General features: G+C 70.7%; 16 protein-coding genes. 10 read left to right on the forward strand and 6 right to left on the reverse strand.

Annotated elements, in window-relative coordinates:
* The first annotated feature begins 125 nt into the window (after nucleotides 1-125).
* The 6 genes from I8N67_RS06755 (at nucleotide 126) to I8N67_RS06780 (ending at nucleotide 9,736) form a co-directional block, all read left to right on the forward strand.
* On the forward strand, nucleotides 126-2,342 hold the full coding sequence (locus I8N67_RS06755; protein WP_372443654.1) for a glycogen debranching N-terminal domain-containing protein: 2,217 nt from the start codon (nucleotides 126-128) through the stop codon (nucleotides 2,340-2,342).
* A 151-nt stretch (nucleotides 2,343-2,493) separates the two neighbouring features.
* Nucleotides 2,494-3,252, forward strand: coding sequence for an NUDIX hydrolase (locus I8N67_RS06760; protein WP_200301661.1), 759 nt, complete (start codon nucleotides 2,494-2,496; stop codon nucleotides 3,250-3,252).
* Nucleotides 3,253-3,484: 232 nt separating this feature from the next.
* Complete coding sequence (locus tag I8N67_RS06765; protein WP_200301662.1) at nucleotides 3,485-5,581, forward strand: ABC transporter ATP-binding protein; 2,097 nt, start codon at nucleotides 3,485-3,487, stop codon at nucleotides 5,579-5,581.
* Nucleotides 5,582-5,765: 184 nt separating this feature from the next.
* Nucleotides 5,766-6,653 (forward strand): FadR/GntR family transcriptional regulator, encoded by an 888-nt coding sequence (locus I8N67_RS06770; protein WP_200301663.1) that lies wholly within the window; start codon nucleotides 5,766-5,768, stop codon nucleotides 6,651-6,653.
* A 559-nt stretch (nucleotides 6,654-7,212) separates the two neighbouring features.
* The gene (locus tag I8N67_RS06775; protein WP_200301664.1) at nucleotides 7,213-8,754 is read left to right on the forward strand and encodes an RNA polymerase sigma factor; all 1,542 of its coding nucleotides are present in this window, start codon (nucleotides 7,213-7,215) and stop codon (nucleotides 8,752-8,754) included.
* A 145-nt stretch (nucleotides 8,755-8,899) separates the two neighbouring features.
* Nucleotides 8,900-9,736 carry a S1 family peptidase gene (locus I8N67_RS06780; protein ID WP_200301665.1) on the forward strand — a complete coding sequence of 279 codons (837 nt, stop codon included), beginning with the start codon at nucleotides 8,900-8,902 and terminating at the stop codon, nucleotides 9,734-9,736.
* A gap of 117 nt (nucleotides 9,737-9,853) precedes the next feature.
* Here I8N67_RS06780 and I8N67_RS06785 read toward each other — a convergent pair whose 3' ends face one another.
* Complete coding sequence (locus I8N67_RS06785; RefSeq protein ID WP_013000244.1) at nucleotides 9,854-10,084, reverse strand: DUF7455 domain-containing protein; 231 nt, start codon at nucleotides 10,082-10,084, stop codon at nucleotides 9,854-9,856.
* A gap of 479 nt (nucleotides 10,085-10,563) precedes the next feature.
* Between I8N67_RS06785 and I8N67_RS06790 the strand changes: the two genes are divergently transcribed.
* From I8N67_RS06790 to I8N67_RS06800, 3 genes are all read left to right on the forward strand, one after another.
* Nucleotides 10,564-12,687 (forward strand): DNA gyrase/topoisomerase IV subunit B, encoded by a 2,124-nt coding sequence (locus I8N67_RS06790; RefSeq protein ID WP_200301666.1) that lies wholly within the window; start codon nucleotides 10,564-10,566, stop codon nucleotides 12,685-12,687.
* A gap of 185 nt (nucleotides 12,688-12,872) precedes the next feature.
* Nucleotides 12,873-13,412 carry a DUF485 domain-containing protein gene (locus I8N67_RS06795; RefSeq protein ID WP_200301667.1) on the forward strand — a complete coding sequence of 180 codons (540 nt, stop codon included), beginning with the start codon at nucleotides 12,873-12,875 and terminating at the stop codon, nucleotides 13,410-13,412.
* A complete protein-coding gene (locus tag I8N67_RS06800) occupies nucleotides 13,409-15,001 on the forward strand; it encodes a monocarboxylic acid transporter (protein ID WP_200301668.1) in 1,593 nt (530 codons plus the stop codon). Before I8N67_RS06795 ends, I8N67_RS06800 begins: the two co-directional genes overlap by 4 nt.
* 31 nt (nucleotides 15,002-15,032) lie before the next feature.
* On the opposite strand, the gene I8N67_RS06805 is transcribed toward I8N67_RS06800, so the two are convergent.
* The 4 genes from I8N67_RS06805 to I8N67_RS06820 form a co-directional block, all read right to left on the reverse strand.
* Nucleotides 15,033-15,713, reverse strand: coding sequence for a response regulator (locus I8N67_RS06805; protein WP_200301669.1), 681 nt, complete (start codon nucleotides 15,711-15,713; stop codon nucleotides 15,033-15,035).
* Nucleotides 15,710-17,500, reverse strand: coding sequence for an ATP-binding protein (locus I8N67_RS06810; RefSeq protein ID WP_234045214.1), 1,791 nt, complete (start codon nucleotides 17,498-17,500; stop codon nucleotides 15,710-15,712). The genes I8N67_RS06805 and I8N67_RS06810 overlap by 4 nt, the downstream gene beginning before the upstream one ends.
* Nucleotides 17,501-17,626: 126 nt before the next feature.
* Nucleotides 17,627-18,565 carry a ferredoxin family protein gene (locus tag I8N67_RS06815; RefSeq protein WP_200301670.1) on the reverse strand — a complete coding sequence of 313 codons (939 nt, stop codon included), beginning with the start codon at nucleotides 18,563-18,565 and terminating at the stop codon, nucleotides 17,627-17,629.
* Nucleotides 18,566-18,697: 132 nt separating this feature from the next.
* On the reverse strand, nucleotides 18,698-19,978 hold the full coding sequence (locus I8N67_RS06820) for a citrate synthase (RefSeq protein ID WP_200301671.1): 1,281 nt from the start codon (nucleotides 19,976-19,978) through the stop codon (nucleotides 18,698-18,700).
* 98 nt (nucleotides 19,979-20,076) lie between these two features.
* Between I8N67_RS06820 and I8N67_RS06825 the strand changes: the two genes are divergently transcribed.
* The gene (locus I8N67_RS06825; RefSeq protein ID WP_200301672.1) at nucleotides 20,077-21,243 is read left to right on the forward strand and encodes a citrate synthase/methylcitrate synthase; all 1,167 of its coding nucleotides are present in this window, start codon (nucleotides 20,077-20,079) and stop codon (nucleotides 21,241-21,243) included.
* A 125-nt stretch (nucleotides 21,244-21,368) separates the two neighbouring features.
* Here I8N67_RS06825 and I8N67_RS06830 read toward each other — a convergent pair whose 3' ends face one another.
* Entirely contained in the window at nucleotides 21,369-21,605 is a 237-nt protein-coding gene (locus I8N67_RS06830; protein WP_200301673.1) for a hypothetical protein, read from the reverse strand.
* Nucleotides 21,606-21,742 lie beyond the last annotated feature (137 nt).

The following is a 21,742-nucleotide window of genomic DNA, read 5'->3' on the forward strand; positions in this document are numbered from 1 at the left end:
GTGGCGGTACCCGTGGCTTGCCCTCGGCGCCGCGTCACCCCATCCTCTTCCGGCTCCCCACCTGGTGCCGAGCGCACCCTACGCGCGCCGAACGCAGAAGAAGCCGCCTCATGCCCCTGCCCTCCATGCCCGACGCCTACGACGAGGTCCCCCCGTTTCGCAGGTCTGCCCAGCCCTCCGCCCGGGCCCGTGGGGACGCCACAGGCGCGCCGCGCACCGCCATCCGCGGTCCGGCGACCCGCCCAACGGGCTCGCGCTCAGGGAATCCGGGTGACCTGGTGGCTCCCCCGCCCGGGACGGGCAGGACCCAAGAGGGGGCTGCTGCCCATACCGGCGCGGCAGGCTCTTCCCCGCAGCCGCAGCCGCAGCCGCAGCCCGTCGCCCCGCGTCGCCCCGCAGAGCTGCCGCCGGCACACACCACACTGATCTGTGTCGCGCTCCCCGGCCTCGCGATCTCGACGGAGCAGGGGCAGCTGACCGGCAGCGGGCTGGAGGGCTTCTACCGAGCCGGTCGGCGCATGCTCTCGCGCTGTCAGGTGCGGGTGGCGGGACGGGAGCCACTCGCCGTGCAGGCACGGATGATCACGGCCGACCGAGCCCGGTTCTTGGGAACCCTGCGCATCTCCGCCGACGCAGGGCCGGACCCGGACGTCATGGTCGAGCGCACGCGTTACGCGGACGGTACCGAGCGGATCACCCTGCACAGCGCGGCCCGCCGTCCGTTGCGCCTGCCCGTCGAGGTGTCCCTGGGGACGGATCTCGCGGAACTGGGCGCCGTCGCCTCCGGCGGCGCCGGGCCGGAACTGCCTGCCACTGTCCATGACTCAGGCCTGCGCTGGTCCTGCGCCAGTGGGCACTCGACCGTGACCGCCAACCCTCCGCCCGCCGACGCCCTGGCATCAGCGGGGCTGCTGCGCTGGGAGTTGGAACTGCCGCCCGGCGGCACCCGGAGCGTGGAACTGCGGGTACGGCCGGACGGCGCGGGACCCATCAGACCGGTGGGACGCGGCGCCACAAGCCCCCTCGCCCAGGCCCAGGCCGCAGGGGACGACCCGGCGACGCAGGCTCTGCTGCGCACCTGCCTGGAGGATCTCGAAGCGCTGCTGCTGCGCGACCCGAAGAACCCGTCCGACACCCACCTCGCGGCGGGCGCGCCCTGGCGCTGCGGTATGGCTCCGGCCGACGCGTTGGTCGCGGCCCGGATGACGCTTCCGCTCGGCACGCGCCTCGCCGCAGGCACCCTGCGGACCCTCGCCCGCACCCAACTCGCCGGCCCGGGAACACAGGCCGGCATGATCCCCGGCCCTCGGCGGGACGCGGGCCCGCATCTGCCGCCGGGTTGCACCGGCACCGAGGCGACCCTCCTGTTCCCCGTGCTTCTCGCGGAGGCTCGGCGATGGGGGCTCCCGGAACAGGAGACGGAGGAGCTGCTGCCCGCCGCCGAGCGCTGTCTGCGGTGGCTGCGGGCCGCCGTCGGGGGCGGCATCTATCTGCCAGACCCGCGCCCCGGCGGGCCACTGCGCTGCGAGACCCAGGCACATGCGCACCGGGCCGCGCTGCTGGGCGCCGAGCTCCTCGATGCGTACGGCCGGCCCGGAGGGGCCGAGCTGAGGGACTGGGGGAGGGCACTGCGGACCCGGTTCGGGGCGGACTTCTGGGTCGAGGGCCGAGGTGGCGGCAGACCTGCGGCCGCCCGTACCCCGGACGGACGGATCGTGTCGCACCTCGGTGCCGGCGCCGCCCACCTTCTCGACACCGGGCTGCTCGGCGCGGGGGAGCAGGCCACGGGGCTCCTCGACAAGGTACGCACCGAGCAGCTCGCACGGCTGCTCGGCGCGCCCGCCATGGACTCGGGCTGGGGGCTGCGGAGCCTGGGTGCGAAGGAGGCGGCGTACAACCCGTTCGGCCACCGCAGTGGTGCCGTGCGCGTGCAGGAGACGGCGACGGCGGTCGCGGGGCTGGCAGCCGCCGGCTACGAGAAGGAGGCGAGTTCCCTGTTGCGGGGCGTGCTGGCGGCAGCCGAGAGCTTCGGCCACCGGCTGCCCGAGATGTACGCGGGAGAGCAGCGGAGTGCAGGAGGCGCCCCGTTGCCGCACCCCGCCGCGTGCAGACCGGCCGCGACGGCGGCGGCCGCCGGGGTTCTGCTGCTCACCACCCTCGCCGGGATCCGCCCCGACGCCCCTGCCGGGACCGTGACCCTACGGCCGGTGCGCAGTGCGCCGCTGGGCCAGATCGGTCTGACGGGACTGCGTGTCGCGGGAGCCCCGTTCGCCGTACGTGTGAGCAGGCTGGGGCTCGCCATGGTCGAGGAGGCGGCCGGTGGGCTGCAGTTGGGTGTGTGACCTCGCGTGACGTGTGGGAAGCGATCGACGGTGACGCGTGAGTGAGGTCGAAGGCCGGCTCATGAGGCCGGTATCGGACTGAAGTGGATCAAGCAGGGAAGCCACCGGCGAAGGGAGTGTTTATCGTCAGGCAGACGACTATGATCGCGACATGCCCTACGACCCGTCGGACTACCCGCCCTTCGCTGTCACTGTGGACCTGGTCGTACTGACCGTCCGTCGCCACGCGCTCTGCGCGCTGACGGTACGGCGGGGCGAGCAGCCGTTCCAGGGGCGGTGGGCGTTGCCCGGCGGCTTCGTACGGCAGGACGAGGATCTGTCGCAGGCCGCGGCGCGGGAGCTCGCCGAGGAGACCGGGCTGACCGCCCATGAACCGTCCGCCCCCGCGCAGGACAACGGCGCGCACCTGGAGCAGTTGGCGACGTACGGTGACCCGAAGCGCGACCCGCGGATGAGGGTCGTCAGCGTCGCCCACCTCGCCCTGGCCCCCGACCTGCCGGCACCCCGCCCGGGCGGCGACGCCAACAGCGCACGCTGGGCGCCTGTCGAGGAGTTGCTGGATCAGGGCGGTTACGGGCGGGACGGCGAGCCGGTGGCGCTGCTGGCCTTCGACCACGCGCAGATCCTCGCGGACGGCGTGGAGCGGGCCCGTTCCAAGATCGAGTACTCCTCGCTGGCCACGGCCTTCTGCCCGCCGGAGTTCACCGTGGGCGAGCTGCGCCGTGTCTACGAGGCGGTGTGGGGCGTGGCGCTGGATCCGCGCAACTTCCACCGCAAGGTGACGGGCACCCCCGGCTTCCTGGTACCCACCGGCGGCACCACCACGCGTCAGGGCGGCCGCCCCGCCCAGCTCTTCCGCGCCGGCGGCGCCACTCTGCTCAACCCGCCGATGCTGCGTCCCGAGGTCTGACGCGACGCAGCCGGTACCCGCACCACCGACTCCGGCAGCCGCCGCGGGTCGCCGCCGTCCACGGAGGCGGCGGCGAAGTGGCCCTGCACCGTCCGACGTGGTGGCGTGCGAACACAAGCCCGAGACATGCGCCCACCATCGGTCCGAGGCCTGCACGGCGACTGTGAAGCCGTCGTCGAAGCGAGCCTCAAGGTGACTGAAAAACTGGACATACCGCGCTATCTTGCTTCGGGTGATCCAGGCCATCGGACTGACCAGCAACCCCCGCAAGGAGCTTCCGCCCGCCGTCGACGACGTGTCCTTCGAGGCGCACTCCGGCCGCGTCACCGCACTCCTCGGTACGCCGGGGGCGGGCAAGTCGACAGCGCTGAAGCTCATGCTCGAACTCCAACGGGGCCGCGGAATCACCTACTTCAGGGGCCGTCCCCTCCATCGCATCGCACACCCCACGCGGGAAGTGGGCGTACTGCTCGGTGAGGTGCCCGGTCATCCGGCCCGCACGGTCCGTGGCCATCTGCGGATGCTGTGCGCCGCCGCGGGGCTGCCCGCACGGCGCGCCGACGAAGTCCTGGAGGTCATGGGCCTGGTCAGCCTGCGTGAGGCGCGTCTGAACACGCTCTCGCGGGGCATGGACCGCCGCCTCGGCCTGGCCTGCGCGCTGCTGTCCGACCCGCACACCCTCGTCCTGGACGACCCCGCCGACGGGCTCGCCGTCCGCGAAGGACGGTGGCTGCACGGCATCATGCGGGCGCACGCGGATCAGGGCGGCACGGTCCTGTTCACCACGGGTGACCCCAAGGAGGCCGCGCGGACCGCCGATCGGGTCCTCACCCTCGATCAGGGCAGGCTCGTCGCCGACCAGGAGGCCGCCGACTTCTCCCGCACCCGGCTCCGGCCACGTGTCGCCGTCCGCACCCCGCACGCCGCCCGGCTGGACGCCCTGCTCACCAAGGAGGCCCGGACCGCACGGCGTTCCGTGGAGATCGTGCGGGAGGGGGGCAACCGGCTGTCGGTGTACGGCAGTACGTGCGCCGAGATCGGCGAGACCGCCTTCCGGCACAGCATCCTCGTACACCAACTCGCGGACGAGATCGGCGACATGGGGCCGTCGGTGCGGTCACTGCCGCCGGTGGCGCCGCCGCCCGTCGAAGAGGCGCCGACCGAGGCCGAGAGCGCCCATGGCTCGGCCCAGGAGGCTCAGAGGCCGGTAGCGGAGACCCGGGTGCCTGCGGACGGTGCTCAGGCAGCCGTCGGTGGCTCACGGGCAGTCTCTGAAGAGCCCCAGGTGGCCGCTGCCGGTCCACGGGCAGCCTCGGCCGCATCTCAGATGGCCGCCGCAGGTCCGCGGCCGGCCTCTGAGGAGTTTCAGGCGACCGCCGCGGGTCGCGCACCCTCCGAGGGGTCTCAGCCGGCCATCGCCGGCCCTCGGACACCCGCCGTCTACGCACCGGAGGTCAACTCCGCGCCTCGCGCGAAGGCCGCGCTCCGTGATCGCCCAGCACAGCCGTCCGAGCGGGAGCCGCTGCCTCCGCTCCCGCCGCCCATCACCGTCCGCGCGGCGCGGAGCCCGTTGCGGCCGCTGCGCTACGAACTGCGCCGGGCCACCGGGGTCGGGACCGCGTACGTCACCGCCGCCGCCGTACTCGTCGCCTCCGCCCTCATGGCAGCGCTCCTGGCCAGGATCGGGCACACTCCCCAGCCGCGGCTGCTGGCCGCGTGGCCACGGGCGCTTCCGCTGCCACCCGCGGCCATCGGTGCGGGCCTGCTCGGCGCCATCGCCTTCGGCGACGAGTTCCGCCACCCCGCCCTGGCCGCGGACCGCGGCACCGTCCCCCGCCGGCTGGGACTGCTCGCCGCGAAACTCCTCGTCGCCGCCGCCACCGCGCTGCTGCTGGCCTTCCTCGCCGTGGGCTGCGATCTCGAAGTGCTCTATCTCGTCTACGGACCGGAGCTCATCGAGGTTCCCGCGGACTGGCTCTCACTCGGCGCGAGTTGGATCGGGCTCGTCGTGGGGTGCGCCTGGGCGGGAGTGCTCGCGGCGGGCGTCTTCCGTTCTACATCCGCTGGACTCGCCGCCGTGGTCGCCGTACCCCTCCTCGTCGTACCCCTGGTGCAGAAGGTGCTGGAGGGGCCGGCCGTGCGGAATGCCGTCGGGTTTCCGATGCGGCTGCGAGAGCTCGCGCTGATGCAGTGGCCTTTTGGTGGAGAGCGCTATCTGGAGGCCGTGGCACGGGTGATCGCCCAACCCGTGGGCGGGGCGCTGCTGTTGTCGCTGACCGCACTGCTGGGCGCCTACCTGCTCACGAACCTGCGGGGCAGAGTCCGCTGATGGTCGCACTTCTCCTTCGTGCTCACTGTCCGTGCCCGTCCGATGTCACAATGCGTGCAACTCCTCGTAGAACGCCCATTTCTTTCCGATAAGGCGTCAATTGCGACGGGGTGAGCGATCACCCTTTCGTGTGCTTTTCACCAAAGACCTCAAGGGAGTTGGGAACGCAGCCGACAAAGGATGCGTGAGTACCCTTGCGCACACCATGATGAACGCCGCCCGCTCCGCCGACTCCGGCCTCGCAGGACCGGGCGGACTCGACCGCTACCCGTATGCCGAGCACCCCGGCGTCGACCGCGTAGGCCTCCCCGCCTGGGAGGGCGCGGATCCCGAGCTGGGGCGCGTGGGCCGCCGCGCCGCCGGGAGCCGTGGACGCGGGCTGCACGGCCAACTCGTCCAGCAGCTCGGCCAGATGATCGTCTCGGGCGACCTGGGCGCGGACCGCCCTCTCGTACCCGAGGAGATCGGCCAGCGGTTCGAGGTCTCCCGCACCGTCGTCCGCGAATCCCTGCGCGTCCTGGAGGCGAAGGGCCTGGTCAGCGCCCGGCCCAACGTCGGCACGCGCGTACGACCGGTCAGCGACTGGAATCTGCTCGACCCGGACATCATCGAATGGCGGGCCTTCGGTCCGCAGCGTGACAACCAGCGGCGTGAGCTCAGCGAGCTGCGCTGGACGATCGAGCCGCTCGCCGCCCGCCTCGCTGCGGGGCACGGCCGTGACGACGTCCAGCAGCGCCTCGGCGACATGGTCGAGCTCATGGGGCACGCCATGGCGCAGGGCGACCCCCTGACCTTCTCCCGCGCGGACGCCGAATTCCACTCGCTGCTCATCCAGGTCGCGGGCAACCGCATGCTGGAGCACCTCTCCGGGATCGTCTCGTCCGCCCTCCAGGTCTCCGGCGGTCCGGCCACCGGCTGTGACCGGCCGGGCGAGTCGACCCTGGTGCACCACGCCCGGATCGTCGACGCCCTCGCTGCGGGCGACGGAGGGGCGGCCGAGGCGGCCATGCGGCAGCTGCTCACCGTCCACCCCGAGGTGGAGCGCGTGGTGCCGGCTCCACGCGAGCACTGAGGGCGCCGAGAGCGAGACAGGGGCGGTACGGCCCGGGCGCGAGTCCCGCTGTGGCATCGTCCGAGCGGCGAACCCGTGCCGCCGGACCCCATCGGATCCTTCTGGGATTCGGCGGGGTCCGGCGGCACGAGGGGTGGCGGGAATCGTCCGCGGCGGGAGCGGTGGATCTCGATGGGCCAGCGGGAGAGGCGGACCCGCTGAGGCGGTCGGATGTCGGTGGGGACGGTGATCCGCGTTGAGGAGTTCGTTCGGGAATCGTTCGGGTACACGTCGAAGTAGTGCCGGTCGTGGCCTTGGTCGATTACCTTCGGCCATATCTGATTGCTTTTGAGCGCTTACGGGGTGTGACTCGGGCCACGCAGATTGGGCGTAACGCTCGCGGGAACAGCGCGATGACCTAAGAGGTGACAGCCGCGGAGGGAATACGGACGCCGTTCAGGGCGCTGTGCATCTTCCCGGCCCCCGCCCGCACCGTCGGCCCACTCCCAAGCCGGTGGTCGGCTCCCGTCCGCGATGGACGGGGCCGGAAGTCGTTTTCCAACGTTCCGAGAGGTTGTTCGTGTCGGCCAGCACATCCCGTACGCTCCCGCCGGAGATCGCCGAGTCCGTCTCTGTCATGGCGCTCATTGAGCGGGGAAAGGCTGAGGGGCAGATCGCCGGCGACGATGTGCGTCGGGCCTTCGAAGCTGACCAGATTCCGGCCACTCAGTGGAAGAACGTACTGCGCAGCCTCAACCAGATCCTCGAGGAAGAGGGTGTGACGCTGATGGTCAGTGCCGCAGAGCCCAAGCGCACCCGAAAGAGCGTCGCAGCGAAGAGTCCGGCCAAGCGCACCGCCACCAAGACGGTCGCGGCGAAGACGGTGACCACCAAGAAGGCCACCGCCACAGCCGCTCCCGCGGTGCCCTCGGACGACGCCTCCGCCGAGGACGCCACCGCCAAGAAGGCCGCCGCAGCCAAGAAGACGGCTGCCAAGAAGACGGTCGCCGCCAAGAAAACCGTCGCCGCCAAGAAAACGGCGGCCAAGAAGACCACCGCCAAGAACGACGCCGAGGTGGTCGACGAAGAGGCACTGGAGGAGACTCCCGGTGCCAAGCCCGGTGAGGAGCCCGAGGGCACCGAGAGCGCCGGCTTCGTGCTGTCCGACGAGGACGAGGACGACGCGCCGGCCCAGCAGGTCGCCGCCGCCGGTGCCACCGCCGACCCGGTCAAGGACTACCTCAAGCAGATCGGCAAGGTCCCGCTGCTCAACGCCGAGCAGGAGGTCGAGCTCGCCAAGCGCATCGAGGCCGGTCTGTTCGCCGAGGACAAGCTGGCCAACGCCGACAAGCTGGCCCCCAAGCTCAAGCGCGAGCTGGAGATCATCGCCGAGGACGGCCGCCGCGCCAAGAACCACCTCCTGGAGGCCAACCTCCGCCTGGTGGTCTCCCTGGCCAAGCGCTACACCGGCCGCGGCATGCTCTTCCTGGACCTCATCCAGGAGGGCAACCTTGGTCTGATCCGCGCGGTCGAGAAGTTCGACTACACCAAGGGCTACAAGTTCTCCACGTACGCCACCTGGTGGATCCGTCAGGCGATCACCCGCGCCATGGCCGACCAGGCCCGCACCATCCGTATCCCGGTGCACATGGTCGAGGTCATCAACAAGCTCGCGCGCGTCCAGCGCCAGATGCTCCAGGACCTGGGCCGCGAGCCCACCCCGGAGGAGCTGGCCAAGGAACTCGACATGACCCCCGAGAAGGTCATCGAGGTCCAGAAGTACGGCCGAGAGCCCATCTCGCTGCACACCCCGTTGGGCGAGGACGGCGACAGCGAGTTCGGTGACCTCATCGAGGACTCCGAGGCCGTCGTCCCGGCCGACGCGGTCAGCTTCACGCTCCTGCAGGAGCAGCTGCACTCCGTCCTCGACACGCTCTCCGAGCGCGAGGCGGGCGTCGTCTCCATGCGCTTCGGTCTCACCGACGGTCAGCCGAAGACCCTCGACGAGATCGGCAAGGTGTACGGCGTCACGCGTGAGCGCATTCGCCAGATCGAGTCCAAGACGATGTCGAAGCTGCGCCACCCGTCGCGCTCGCAGGTCCTGCGCGACTACCTGGACTAGGTAGCACAGAGACCGCTCGCACGGTCGGCATCGAAGGCCCGGTTCCCTCGCGGGGGCCGGGCCTTCGGCATGGGCGCGGCATGCGGAAGCCTTTCTGGTGGATCACTCTGGGTGTGCCATCCAAGTCCCAGAGTGAGGAGCGCGCATGCGTCGATCCTTCGCCCGATTGCTGGCCCTCGCGGCCACCACGGCCGTCATACCCCTGGCGTCACCGCCGCCCGCCACGGCGGAGGTCGTCATCGGCGGTCATCCCGTCGAGATCTCCCAGGCGCCCTGGACGGTGGCGCTGTCCAGCCGTGACCGGTTCGGGGGTACGCGGGCCGGGCAGTTCTGCGGCGGTGTCGTGGTGGGCCGTACGACAGTCCTGACGGCCGCCCACTGCCTCAGCGAGGACGTGCTGGGCGCGCCCCCGGAACGTATTCCCGATCTGAGGGTCGTCGCGGGCCGCGCCGAGCTGCAGTCGAACGAGGGCCAGGAGATCGCGGTGCGCGACACCTGGGTCAATCCGGAGTACGGCGCCCACACGAACGCCGGGGACTTCGCGGTGGTCACCCTTGCCTCACCGCTGCCCGAGAACTCCGTCCTCGGATTGGCGGGGGCCGGTGACACGGCGTACCTACCAGGTGCGCGGGCCTCGGTCTACGGCTGGGGGGACACCACCGGTGCCGGCGACTATCCGGAGAGTCTCCGGGCGGCGCCGGTGGAGGTGCTTGCCAACGCCGTCTGTGAGAAGGCGTACCCGGGCAGTGCGGAGGGCAGATACCTGGCCGGCTCCATGGTGTGCGCCGGGGAGCCGAGCGGTGGGCGGGACGCCTGCCAGGGCGACAGCGGAGGGCCGCTGGTCGCCGAGGGCAAACTGATCGGGCTGGTGTCGTGGGGCAGCGGCTGCGGACTCGCGGGGAAGCCCGGCGTCTACACCAGAGGCTCGTACGTGGCCCGGGTACTGGCGGAGAGCCCCTCAGGCGGCGCCGAGGCGCCGTAGGCGGCCCGTTCCCTGTTGTGTCGGTACGCGAGCGGGCGGCCACCCCCTGTGTGTACGGGAGTGGCCGCCCAGTCACCGGCCCTGGGCCGGTATCGGCTCGTCGTTAAGTACGAAGCGTCAGCGCTCGTCCTCTTCTGCGGTCGCGGGGGCGGCCGTGAGCCGCTCCGTCTCGTCCTGTATCTCCGCGGCGATCTTCTTGAGCTCCGGCTCGAACTTGCGGCCGTGGTGGGCGCAGAACAGCAGCTCTCCACCGCTCAGGAGGACGACGCGCAGATAGGCCTGGGCGCCGCAGCGGTCGCACCGGTCAGCGGCCGTCAGCGGGGTCGCGGGGGTCAGAACAGTAGTCACGTCGCCTCTTCTCTAGCTCGACGAGCTGTCGTACCAGGGTCAACATCCAACCAGGCCGAAAACGTTCCCGCTCGCGGCTTTAACTCGAAAAAATCTTTCCGGGCCGGCTGTCTGCTGCCGGTTGGCGGCGAATGAGCCGTAGTGCGTGTCTTCGTGTCGTACGGGTTCGCGCTGGCTGTCGGGGGGTCTGGTGGTGGTTCTCTCGGTTGTTCTCTCGGTTGTACGGTCCTCGCGGCTGGGTTGCCGGTTGTTCATGAGGACGTGCCCGGAGCCTAAATGGTTCATGCCCCGAAGGGAACGTGATATGTACTTCACCCCATCGAGGGATCGAACATGCATACGACACTGGACTACTGTGAGTTTCGGACGAGGGTGGCGTTACAACGGCTCTACCAGGCCTCGGTACCCTCGGACCGGCAACAGAGCCCGGCCCCTTACCCAAATGGGCCTCACCTGAAATTCAGCGAGGAGCGAACCGCGTGACCGCCGATACGTCCGTGCCGTCCACAGCGCTGCTGACCGGAGCAGACCGGGACGGTTCCAACTACACCGCGCGGCACCTGCTCGTCCTTGAGGGACTTGAGGCCGTGCGGAAGCGCCCCGGCATGTACATCGGCTCGACTGACAGTCGAGGCCTGATGCACTGTCTCTGGGAGATCATCGACAACTCCGTGGATGAGGCCCTCGGGGGCCACTGCGACCACATCGACGTGATCCTCCACGACGACGCCTCCGTGGAGGTGCGGGACAACGGCCGCGGCATCCCGGTCGACGTCGAGCCCAAGACCGGTCTGTCCGGCGTCGAGGTCGTCATGACCAAGCTGCACGCCGGCGGCAAGTTCGGTGGTGGCTCGTACGCCGCCTCCGGGGGACTGCACGGCGTCGGCGCCTCCGTAGTGAACGCGCTCTCCGCCCGCCTGGACGTCGAGGTCGACCGCAGCGGCAACACGCATGCCGTCAGTTTCCGGCGCGGCGTGCCCGGTGCCTTCACGGGGAACGGCGCCGACGCCAAGTTCGAGGCGAGCAGCGGCCTGCGCAAGACCAAGCGGATCCCCAAGACGCGCACCGGCACGCGCGTGCGCTACTGGGCCGACCGCCAGATCTTCCTCAAGGACGCCAAGCTCTCGCTGGAGCACCTGCACCAGCGAGCCCGCCAGACGGCCTTCCTCGTGCCCGGCCTGACGATCGTCGTCCGTGACGAGTTCGGCCTCGGCGAGGGCGGCAGCAAGGGCGAGGAGTCCTTCCGCTTCGACGGCGGAATCAGCGAGTTCTGCGAGTACCTGGCCTCCGACAAGCCGGTCTGCGACATCCTCCGCTTCTCTGGGCAGGGCACCTTCAAGGAGACCGTGCCCGTCCTGGACGAGCACGGCCAGATGACGCCGACGCAGGTCACCCGCGAACTCGGCGTCGACGTCGCCATGCGCTGGGGCACCGGCTACGACACGACCCTCAAGTCGTTCGTGAACATCATCGCCACTCCCAAGGGCGGCACCCATGTCGCGGGCTTCGAGCAGGCCGTGGCCGGCACCATGAACGAGGTGCTGCGCGCCAAGAAGCTGCTGCGCGTCGCCGAGGACGACATCGTCAAGGACGACGCCCTGGAGGGCCTCACCGCCGTCGTCACCGTGCGTCTCGCCGAACCGCAGTTCGAGGGTCAGACCAAGGAGGTTCTCGGCACCTCGGCGGCCCGCCGCATCGTCGCGCAGGTGATCGCCAGGGAACTCAAGGCATTCCTGACCTCCACCAAGCGGGACGCCGCCGCGCAGGCCCGCGTCGTCATGGAGAAGGCCGTCTCGGCCGCCCGTACGCGTATCGCCGCACGTCAGCACAAGGACGCGCAACGCCGCAAGACGGCCCTGGAGTCCTCGTCCCTGCCCGCCAAGCTCGCCGACTGCCGTAGTGACGACGTGGCGCGCAGCGAGCTGTTCATCGTCGAGGGTGACTCGGCGCTCGGTACGGCGAAACTGGCGCGGAACTCCGAGTTCCAGGCACTGCTGCCGATCCGGGGCAAGATCCTCAACGTCCAGAAGTCGTCTGTGACGGACATGCTCAAGAACACCGAGTGCGGTGCGATCATCCAGGTCATAGGGGCTGGGTCCGGGCGTACGTTTGATATCGATGCGGCTCGGTACGGAAAGATCATCATGATGACCGACGCCGATGTGGACGGTTCGCACATCCGCTGTCTGCTGCTGACGCTCTTCCAGCGCTACATGCGGCCGATGGTCGAGGCGGGACGCGTCTTCGCCGCCGTGCCGCCGCTGCACCGGATCGAGCTTGTCCAGCCCAAGAAGGGGCAGGACAAGTACGTCTACACGTACTCGGACCGTGAGCTGCGCGACAAGGTGCTGGAGTTCCAGAGCAAGGGGGTGCGGTACAAGGACTCCATCCAACGCTACAAGGGCCTCGGCGAGATGGACGCGGACCAGTTGGCGGAGACCACCATGGACCCGCGCCATCGGACGCTTCGGCGGATCAATCTCGCGGATCTCGAAGCGGCTGAGCAGGTCTTCGACCTGCTGATGGGGAATGATGTCGCGCCTCGCAAGGAGTTCATTTCGAGTTCGGCGGCCACCCTGGATCGGTCGCGGATCGACGCGTAGGCGCTGCGCTCGCTCGGGCCGGGGCGTCTTCGGTCCGGTGGGTGGCTGGGTCGGGGGCCGGCCGCCCGTCGTCGGGGAGGGGCTGGGTGGTCCGGACGCCGGGACTCGGTCTGTGCTTCACCTGATGGGGTGAAGAATGGGGAAGAGGCGAGTCGGGGGTCTTGGCGGTCTGTCCATGCTTGGGCATGCAGTCAAGCACCGGCCGGCCCCGTCGACGCGGGGGCGGTTCTGAGAGCCCGGTTGAGCAGCACGAGGGGCCTGGCCTCGCCAGCGCGGACGTGCGGTTCGACGATCCCTGGTATGACGCGTTGGCCTCCGGCTGGGGGGAGTCGGACGGTACGGGCGGGCCGGTACCGGTCGTGGCGGATGCGCTGGAGGGCCGGGGCGGGGGTGCGGCGGACGTCTATCTGGAGGTCCAGCGGAGCGCGGCCTTCCAGGAGGTCCGCAGCCGGTATCGCAGGTTCGTGATCCCGGGTGTCGCCGTCTTCCTCAGCTGGTACGTGGGGTACGTCGTGTTGGCGACCACCGCTCCGGGGCTGATGGCACGGCCGGTGGCGGGCGCGGTGAACGTGGCGATGCTGGCGGGGCTCGGGCAGTTCCTCACGACGTTCCTGTTCACCTGGGCGTACGCGCGGCACGCCAGGCTGCGGCGGGACCGGGCGGCGCTCGATCTGCGCTGGGACACCCAGGAGTTGACGCGTGGCGTCAGAGGGGGCGAGCGGTGACCGTCGACCATCAGACGCTGGCGCTGCTGCTCTTCAGCGCGTTCGTGGCGGTCACGCTGGGGATCACGACCTGGGTGAGCCGCAATCGGCACGGCTCGGCGGAGGAGTTCTACGCCGGCGGACGGCTGTTCTCGCCTATGGAGAATGGTTTTGCCATCGCGGGTGACTACATGTCCGCCGCATCTTTTCTGGGGATCTCCGGGCTCATCGCGCTCTTCGGATACGACGGGCTGCTGTACTCGGTGGGCTTCCTGGTGGCCTGGCTCGTGGTGCTCTTCCTGGTGGCCGAACTGGTGCGCAACTGCGGGCGGTTCACGCTCGCGGACGTGGTCGCGTCACGGATGAGCGAGCGTCCCGTACGGATCGCGGTGGGAACTTCCTCGGTGGCGGTGTCCGTTCTGTATCTGGTGGCGCAGATGGTGGGAGCGGGCACCCTCGTCGCGCTGCTGCTGGGGGGAGAGGGCGAGGCGGCACAGGCCTGGACGGTCATCGGCGTCGGCGCACTGATGGTCGTCTATGTGTCGTTGGGAGGGATGCGGGCCACCACCTGGATCCAGATCGTCAAGGCGGTCCTGCTGATGGGCGGGGCGATCGCGCTGACCGTGCTCGTACTGGTGCGATTTCACGGCGACTTCGACCAATTGCTGCGTACGGCCGCAGAGCGCAGTGGGCGTGGAGAGGCTTTTCTCGCGCCCGGGCTGAAGTACGGCGGGGACTGGATCGCGAGCTTCGACTTCATCAGCCTCGGGCTCGCCCTGGTGCTGGGCACGGCCGGGCTGCCGCACATCCTGTCGCGCTTCTACACGGTGCCCACGGCGCGGGCCGCACGCCGCTCGGTGGTGTGGTCGATCGGGCTCATCGGCGGCTTCTATCTGATGACGATCGTCCTGGGCTTCGGCGCGGCCGCGATCGTCGGCCCGGAGGCTGTACGGGCGTCCAACGCGGCCGGGAACACGGCGGTGCCGCTGCTGGCGCTCGATCTGGGCGGTGGAGCGGGTTCGGCCGGCGGAACGGTTCTGTTCGCGATCGTCGCGGCCATCGCGTTCGCCACGATCCTCGCGGTCGTCGCGGGGATCACCCTCGCGTCGTCGGCGTCCGTCGCCCATGACCTGTACGCGTCGCTGCGGCGCAGGCGTTCCAAGCCGCGTAGTGAGGTGGCCGTCGCGCGGACCGCCGCGGTCGGGATCGGAGTGGTCGCGATCGCGCTGGGGCTGCTCGCCCGGGACCTGAATGTGGCCTTCCTCGTGGGACTGGCCTTCGCGGTCGCCGCCTCCGCCAATCTGCCCGTGCTGCTCTACTCACTGTTCTGGCACGGCTTCACCACCCGCGGCGCGGTGTGGTCCGTGTACGGCGGACTGGTCCCCTCCCTGGTCCTGGTGCTGATGTCGCCGGTCGTCTCGGGGAGTGCCGACTCGCTGTTCCCCGGCGTCGACTTCCAGTACTTCCCGTTGCAGAACCCCGGCCTCGTCTCCATCCCGCTGGGCTTCCTCGCGGGCTGGCTCGGTACGGTCACCTCGGCCGAACCGGCCGACGAGGCGAAGCACGCGGAGACCGAGGTCCGGTCGCTGACGGGCGCCGGGGCGGTGTGAGGGAGCCTCAGCTGCAGGTCGAGGGCTTCGCTCAGGGGCGGGTCGCCCACTCGTAGCGGTGTTCCGGGCGGCCCGCGTCGCCGTACTTGAGGGTCAGCCGGGCCCGTCCCGTGCGCTCCAGGAGCTTCAGATAGCGCTGCGCGGTCTGGCGGCTCAGGCCGGTCCGCTCGGCGATCTCCTGGGCGGACAGCGCGCTTTCGGCGGACATCAGGGCACGGCGTACGAGCTCGGTGGTGGTGGCCGAGTGGCCTTTGGGCAGGTCCGGCTCGCCGCCCGCCGAGAGCGCGCCGAAGATCCGGTCCACCTCGGCCTGTTCGGCCTCACCGCCACCGTCGAGGGTGCGCCGCAGCTCCGCGTAGGCCTCCAGCTTTCCCCGCAGCCCGGCGAACGCGAACGGTTTGACCAGGTACTGGAGCGCGCCCTGGCGCATCGCCGCCTGGACGGTGGAAATGTCACGGGCCGCCGTCACCATGATCACATCGGTCTGATGGCCGCGTCGGCGCATCTCCTGGACGACCGTGAGGCCCGTCTCGTCCGGCAGATAGTGGTCCAGGAGGACCAGGTCCACGTGGGGCAGCGTCTCCAGCTGGTGGAGTGCCTCGGCCGCGTTGTGGGCCACGCCCGCCACGTGGAAACCGGCGACCTTCTCCACGTAGGCGGCGTTGACGCGGGCGACTCTGGTGTCGTCGTCCACGATCAGGACCTCGATCATCGCGACTCCTTCTCGGCGGCTGTGGTGGCGGTTTCGGGCTCCTGCGCGGGGCCCGGTCGCTCGTCGGGGCCGGCCGTCGGCGCGTCCCGCCGAGCCGGCGTGTCGTGCCGGACAGGACCGTCGTCGGGCGCGGTGGACGCGGGCGTCGGTGGCGCGGTTGTCCGCGTCACCAGGTTGGGCTCCGCCAGCGCGTCGGGCAGTACGACGGTGAACTCCGCGCCACCGCCGTGCGCCTCCGCGACCTGGGCGCTGCCTCCCTGCCGCTCGGCGAGGCGGCGGACCAGGGAGAGCCCGATGCCGCGCTCGCGATGGGCCGGCGGCGTCTTGGTGGACCAGCCGTCCGTGAAGATCAACTCCCGCTTGTCGGGCGGGACTCCGGGGCCGGTGTCACGGACCCGGAGGATCGCCGTACGTCCCTCGGCGCGCAGATCGACCTCCACGCGCGCGTGCGGTGTGCCCGCGACGGCTTCCAGGGCGTTGTCGACGAGGTTGCCGACGATGGTGACCAGGCCACGGGGGTCGATCAGCCGGTCCGGCAGCATGGTGCCGCCCGCGACCGACAGGGCGACCCCGCGCTCGGCCGCGACGGTCGCCTTGCCGACCAGGACCGCGGCGAGCAGCGGATCGTGGATCTTCTCGGTGACCTGCTCGGCGGTCGCCCGGTGGTCGCCGACCACCTCGCCGACGAACTCCACGGCCTCGTCGTACATTTCCAGTTCGAGCAGGCCGAGCAGTGTGTGCATCCGGTTGGCGTGCTCGTGGTCCTGGGCGCGCAGGGCGTCTGTCAGGCCGCGCGTGGAGTCGAGTTCGCGGCCGAGCTGCTCCAGCTCGGTGCGGTCGCGCAGGGTGGCGACGGCGCCCCCGTCGTCGGTGGGCATGCGGTTGGTGACCAGCACGCGCCGGCCGCGGACGGTCAGCAGATCCGTGCCCGTGACCCGGCCGGCCAGTACGTCGGTCGTGCGGCCGGGGCCGAGCGCGTCGTCGAGCGACCGCCCGACCGCTTCGTCGCCTATGCCGAGCAGCCGCTGCGCCTCGTCGTTCAGCAGGCGTACGCGGCCGGCGCGGTCCAGCGCGACCACGCCCTCCCGGATGCCGTGCAGCATCGCCTCGCGCTCCGCGAGCAGCCCCGCGATATCGGAGAAGGCCAGGTCACGGGTCTGACGGTGGACCCGCCGGGAGATCAGATACGCGGCCAGCGTGCCGACGGCCATGGCTCCGCCGGCGTACGCGAGGAGCCCGGGGATCGCGTGGATGAGCCGGGCGCGCACGCTGTCGTACTCGATGCCGACCGAGACGGCGCCGACGGTTCTCCCATCGGCGTCGCGCAGCGGCACCTTGCCCCGGGCCGAGCGTCCCAGTGTGCCCGAGTCGATCTCCATGACCTCCTGCCCGGACAGGGCGCGGCGCGGGTCCGTCGAGACGAGCCTGCCGATCTCCGCCGGGTCGGGATGCGACCAGCGCACCCCGTCCGTGTCCATCACGACGACGTACTCGGCCCCACTGGCCTTACGGATCCGCTCGGCCTCGGCCTGCACCGGGCCGTTCACCGACGGCTCCGACGACACCAGGTCCTCCGCGACCTGCGGCTGGGCCGCCGTGGTCTGCGCTATCGCGAGCGCCCGGCGCATCGCCTGGTCGTCCAGCTGATCGCTGAGCGGTGCCAGGAACAGCCCGGTCGCGAGGACGGCGACCCCGGCGGCGATCGCCACCTGCATCAGCAGGACCTGCGAGAACACCCGCCGCGGCATGCCGAGACGCAGGCGGCGTGCGGGGGGAGTGGGGCTCATACCCATGACGGTACGTGGCGGGGGCGGGGCGGTCGTAGTGGGGTGTGGCGCGGATCTCAGGAAGCAGGGGTCTGCGGAGACGTGGTTCTGAAGGGGCGGCCGGCGGCTCCGCGGAGGTCGCGCCGGTCAGCTCGTGGGGGCCGTCGGCGCGAGTTCCCGTACGGCCACGACGTCCATCCTGGCCGGGGAGCCCAGCGGAGAGCCGCAGCTTTCCGGGCGAGCGGGCTCGGAGGCGCCCTGGGCGACGGTGACTGTCCAGCGGCGGCCGTCGGTGTGGGCGACGGTCACTTCCCAGTGGGGTGCCGTGCCGTCCGTGCTGACAATGGTGAGCGCGTCGGCCGCGTCGACGCCCGTCCGCGTACGTACCGCCAGCTCGGCCGCCTGTCCGGGGCGCTGCCATGCGGAGCTGCCGCGGCAGCCCTCGGTGACGACCCGCCCTTCGCGTACGCCTTGGAGGACCTCCTTGACGTGATGGGCCTCGGCGCGGCCGTACACGTATCCGAAGGGCAGTACGAGCAGGGTGGGCGAGAAGCGGTGACCACCGAGATGGGTGACCTCCCAGGTGCCCTCGACTCCGGAGGCGGCCAGTTCGGCGGCGAGCGGCCGACCGAGGAGGGCGCAGCAGCGGTCGCGCTTGCCGTTGGTGCAGACGAGCGCGAGGGGGTCGCCCGTGTGGGGCCGACCCCGCAGGACCGTTTCGACCGTGTGGTGGTCGCCCCGGCCGAGGGCGGTGAAGTCGAGGTCGAGCAACTGCTCGGGGTCGGCCGTCATGGCGCTGTGCAGCCATACGTTTCCGGGGACGGTGTGGGCCACGTACACCTGGCGCTCGCGGGCCTGGTGGCAGTCCGCGTGGCGGCCGGGGCGCCGGATGAGCGCCAGGCGTACGCCGGTGCCCTCCGCCGCGGCTTCCAGGGCGCGGCCGAGTGCGGGGTCCAGGTGGCTCGAAGTGAGCGCCTGGACGCCCCAAGGGCCCGGCTGTTCCAGCAGCAGCCATGTCCTCGCCGTGGCGGCGGTCCCCGCGAGAGGCTCGCCGAGGTGTCGGGACGCGGATGTGCACGTACTCACAGAGGTGAGCCTAACCTGAGTTGCGCGCGGGCGACTTCCGGCCGGGCCAAAGGGGTGCATACAGGGTCCACGAAGGGGCGCATTCGGGTCCCCCGGGCGTGGTGGAGCGCGGGATGCGGGCGCCTGGGGCGCTCATTGCGGGAGCGGTTGCGGTGGCCGCGCCCCCACGTACTGGCCGCTCGGGCGCATCCGTAGCGGACGCTCCCCGTACTCCTCCAGGGTGTGGGCGATCCACCCGGCGGTACGGGCCACGGCGAAGACGGTCTCGCCGGCGGTGGCGGGCATGCCGAAGGAGACGGTCAGGACCGCGAGGGCCAGGTCGATATTGGCGTGCAGGGGTGTGTGGCGGGCGCTGGTCGCCACGAGGTCGCGGGCGGCCGCGAGGGCCGGTGCCGCCTCGGGGATGTCCTCCAGCAGGGCGAACAGGGCACGCGCGCGTGGATCCTCGCCCGTGTAGAGGCGGTGTCCGAGCCCCGGGATGCTGCGGCCGACGCGCAGTTCGTCCGCGATCACAGGGGCGACACTGCCGTGGTCCAGTACGTCGAGGAGCAGCCGGTGGGCGAGTGGGCTGGCCGCGCCGTGCAGCGGGCCTTCGAGAGCGCCGAGACCGGCCGAGACCGCCGCGTACGCGTGGGCACGGGCCGACGCGGCGACGCGGACCGCGAGTGTGGAGGCGGCCAGGTCGTGGTCGGCGAGCAGCGCGAGAGCCGTGTCCAGGACGCGCAGTGACGCCTCGTCGGGGGTACGGCCGCTGAGCCGGGCCCAGAGGCGGTCGGCCAGCGGCCCCGAGTCGCGATGGGAACGGATGACTGGCGGGAGGGCGGCGACGAGGGTGGGGATGAGGGTGCGCGCGGTGCCGAGAACGGCTGCTTCGGAGAGGTCGAAGCGCAGCGGGTCCGCCGCCGCGGCGGCGATCGCGGCCACCCGCAGCCGGTCGACGGGGCCGCTGTGCTCCGGCAGAGAGTCGATCGCGCGGCGGGCGGCGGTCACGGACGCCTTCGGGGCGGTGAAGGTGACGCCGGGCCGCAACTCGCCCGTCCAGAGCCACTCGGCGACCTCTTCGTAGGAGTGGCGCGCGGCGAGCTCGGTCGCGTCGACACCGCGGAAGTAGTAGCGGTCCCGCTCGATGAGGGTGAGCCGGGTGCGGATGGAGAGCTCACCGCCCGTGGCCGGACTTCCACTGCTCTCGCGCCTGTTGCGCCCCGCGAGCGCCGCCACCTCCTCGGCGTCGAAGGTGCTGCCGCGTCCGCCCGGATCCCGTCGGCTGCTGAGCTGGCCGCGGCTCACATAGGCGTACACGGTCTCGGGTTTCACGCCGAGCAGTTCGGCGGTCTCCCTGGTGGTGAGCCGCCGGCCGGCGCGGGCGGGGCCGTGCGTCGCGTCCCCGGGTTCTCGATCGCCTTGCTCCTTCATGGACGTCACCGTATCCGTAATGACAGAGTATTGATTCAATCAATATTGACAGATATCCAGTCAAGCATGGACAGTCGAATCAAGTTCAAGGAGGAGACATGTCCAGCAATCGGGCCGTGATCAACCCCGTCGACGTGCCGCGAGGACTCGCGGGCGTTGTCGTCACCGACACCTCATTGGGTGACGTCAGGGGGCAGGAGGGCTTCTACCACTACCGTCAGTACTCGGCCGTCGACCTCGCCCAGACCCGTGACTTCGAGGACGTCTGGCACCTGATGGTCCACGGCGAACTGCCGGACGTGTCGCGGCGGGACGCGTTCGCCACCCGGGTCCGGCCCCTGCGCCGACTGCCTGACGACGTACGGGCCGCGCTGCCCGTGATCGCGGGGGCGAGTGCCCACTCCGGCCCGCTGTCCGGTCTGCGCACCGCCCTGTCGCTGTTCGGCGCCTCCCGTGGCTTCCGGCCGGTGTACGACCTCGACGCGGATCGGCGTCGCGCGGACGCCCTGGCCGCGTCGGCGGCCGTACCCACCCTGCTCACGGCGCTGTACCGGCTGGGGCGGGGGCTGGACCCCGTCGAACCGCGCGACGACCTGTCGTACGCCGCCAACTACCTCTACATGTTGACCGGTTCGGAACCCGAACCCCTCAAGGCGCGGGCGATCGAGCAATACTTGATCTCAACTATTGACCATGGATTCAATGCATCAACGTTCACTGCACGGGTGATCACGTCGACGGGCGCGGATGTGGCGGCCTGCCTCGTGGGTGCCGTGGGTGCGCTCTCCGGCCCCCTCCACGGAGGCGCCCCGAGCCGCGCCCTGGACACCCTCGACGCCATCGGCACCCCGGACCGCATCGATGCCTGGATCCGTGAACGCGTCCTCGCCGGTGACCGCATCATGGGTTTCGGCCATCCCGTCTACCGCACCGAGGACCCCCGCTCCCGCATGTTCCGCGGCATCGCGAAGCGGTTCGGTGGACCCCGTGTCGCCTTCGCGGTGGAGGTGGAACGGCAGGTCGAGTCGATCCTCGCCGAACTGAAGCCCGGCCGCGAGCTCCACATCAATGTCGAGTTCTACGCGGGAGTCGTCATGGAACTCTGCGGTCTGCCCCGCGAGATGTTCACCCCGACCTTCGCGGCGGCCCGTACCGTCGGCTGGAGCGCCAACATCCTCGAACAGGCGGAGGACTCGAAGATCATTCGGCCGGCCGCGCGCTATGTGGGGCCGGGGGCGCCGGTGGCGGTGCCCGTGAGGGCCTGACCGACTCCGCGGCGGGCGGTGTGAACGGCGCGCTTGCTGCGGCGGATCGAGCCGTGCGCTCATGGCCACCGGACGGGGAGCGCCAGGGGCCCGCACTGTAGTGCAGGCGAGCCCCCATGTGAGGATCAGGCGTCGGGGATGTCCGACTTTGCCCGGATCAGAGTCTCGCGGCTGATGACCACGATCCTCTCGTAGTCTGCGCGCGAGGCGTCAGCGGGAAGCTCGGGGTCGAGTTTCTCTGTCTGATCAGTCCCGATTACTGCGAAGTTGCCATCCTGCAGTTCGAAGATGTCTGGGCACGTCTGCCCCGCGGCACTGCCCCTCTCGCGGGGGGACGCACCGATGCGGCGCACGATTTTCAACGGGTTCGATCCTTGGGAGTAGTGATACGAGCGGGGCCAACCTATCCATCTGGAGTCGTTTGATACGCACGCATAGGAGACGTGCTGGAGTGAAGGCGGAGGCAGGGGTCGCGCTGTGTGGGCGCGAGCGCCGTGGG

This window comes from Streptomyces adelaidensis, assembly GCF_016598475.1.
Taxonomy (GTDB): domain Bacteria; phylum Actinomycetota; class Actinomycetes; order Streptomycetales; family Streptomycetaceae; genus Streptomyces; species Streptomyces adelaidensis.

Coding starts and splice junctions, on each gene's coding strand:
- I8N67_RS06805 (WP_200301669.1), bottom strand. CDS start 15,713: ATGATCGAGGTCCTGATCGTGGACGACGACACCAGAGTCGCCCGCGTC.
- I8N67_RS06825 (WP_200301672.1), top strand. CDS start 20,077: ATGTCCAGCAATCGGGCCGTGATCAACCCCGTCGACGTGCCGCGAGGA.
- I8N67_RS06760 (WP_200301661.1), top strand. CDS start 2,494: ATGCCCTACGACCCGTCGGACTACCCGCCCTTCGCTGTCACTGTGGAC.
- I8N67_RS06810 (WP_234045214.1), bottom strand. CDS start 17,500: ATGAGCCCCACTCCCCCCGCACGCCGCCTGCGTCTCGGCATGCCGCGG.
- I8N67_RS06820 (WP_200301671.1), bottom strand. CDS start 19,978: ATGAAGGAGCAAGGCGATCGAGAACCCGGGGACGCGACGCACGGCCCC.
- I8N67_RS06755 (WP_372443654.1), top strand. CDS start 126: ATGCCCGACGCCTACGACGAGGTCCCCCCGTTTCGCAGGTCTGCCCAG.
- I8N67_RS06795 (WP_200301667.1), top strand. CDS start 12,873: ATGCAGTCAAGCACCGGCCGGCCCCGTCGACGCGGGGGCGGTTCTGAG.
- I8N67_RS06780 (WP_200301665.1), top strand. CDS start 8,900: ATGCGTCGATCCTTCGCCCGATTGCTGGCCCTCGCGGCCACCACGGCC.